The organism is Modestobacter lapidis (assembly GCF_054780755.1).
In genome coordinates this window covers 1-1,285 of record NZ_BAAGVS010000057.1, presented here as the reverse complement: position 1 = coordinate 1,285, position 1,285 = coordinate 1, and the positions used below count along the sequence as shown (strand labels likewise).

The window sequence follows — 1,285 nt, the reverse complement described above, 5'->3', positions numbered from 1 at the left end:
CGGCGCGGCCGGCGCCGCCCTCGCGTAACCGGGTGGTGGGGTTCGGGTCGGTGCAGCTGTCGGCGCTCTACGTCCTGGTGCTGCTGTTCGTGCTGCCGATCGCGGCCCTGTACGGCCTGCACGACGGGCAGCCCTCGGCCGGGCTGGTCCTCCAGCTGGCGCTGGCGCTGCCCTCGCTGTACCTGCTGACCCGCTGGGTGCTGCCCGTGGCCGGTTCCCGGTTGCTGTCCCGCGGGCTGCAGCCCGGGGAGCACCCGCTGTGGGGTGGTGTGCACCTGCGGGTGTGGGCGATCCAGAAGCTCATGACCATCTCCCCGCTGACGGTGCTCAGCGGTTCTCCGTGGGCGGCGGCCTACCTGCGGCTGGCCGGGGCGCAGGTCGACGACGAGGCCCACATCGGCACCGCGGACATCTCCCTGCCCGCCTTCCTGCACGTGGGACGCGGCGCGACCGTCGGCTACGGCACCCAGCTGCACGCCTCCCGCATCTCCGAGGGCGTCCTGTTCCTCGGCCCCGTCACGGTCGGCGCCGGTGCGGTCGTGGCGTCGGAGTGCGTGCTCGAAGGCGACTCCGTCGTGGGTGAGGGTGCGATTCTGCGGGAGCAGTCGCTGCTGCAGTCCGGTGAGGCGATCCCGGGCGGGCAGACCTGGTCGGGTTCCCCGGCGCGCCCGGCCACCGAGGCCCCGGATCCGGTGCTGGAGCTGATGGCCGCCTGCTCGGCCGCGCCGCGCACCTGGTCCCGGGCGCTGCTGGCCGGTTTCGCCGGCGGCATCGCACTGCTGGAGCTGATGCCGTTCCTCATCATGCTGCCGGTGGTCGCGGTGGTGTGGTGGGCGCTGCTCGCCTACGGGGTGGGTGCCGGGCTGCTGGCCACGGCGCTGTCCGGGCCGCTGTTCGTCACCGCCTCCTGCGCGCTGATCCTGGGCACCCGGCGCCTGGTGCTGCCCGCGACTCGGGAGGGGGTGCACCACCTGCGCTCCCAGCTGGGCCTGGAGAAGTGGCTGGGAGACAAGCTGCTGGAACTGAGCCTGCTGCTGAACAACACGATGTACTCCACCCTGTACACCCCGATCTGGCTCAAGGCGCTGGGCACCAAGGTCGGCAAGGGCACCGAGGTGTCCACCATCGCCAACATCGACCCCGACCTGCTCACCCTCGGCGAGGGCAGCTTCGTGGCCGACATGGCCAGCGTCGGCAGCGCCACCTACGCCAACGGCCACGTCGCCTTCCAGCGCACCGAGATCGGGGCGCGCACCTTCGTCGGCAACGCCGCGTTCATCCCCTC

General features: G+C 72.4%; 1 protein-coding gene. It reads left to right on the top strand.

Annotated elements, in window-relative coordinates:
• Nucleotides 1–32: 32 nt before the first annotated feature.
• Nucleotides 33–1,285: hypothetical protein (locus tag ACYVG5_RS21420; protein ID WP_460683537.1), on the top strand; the 1,253-nt coding region annotated here is incomplete at its 3' end.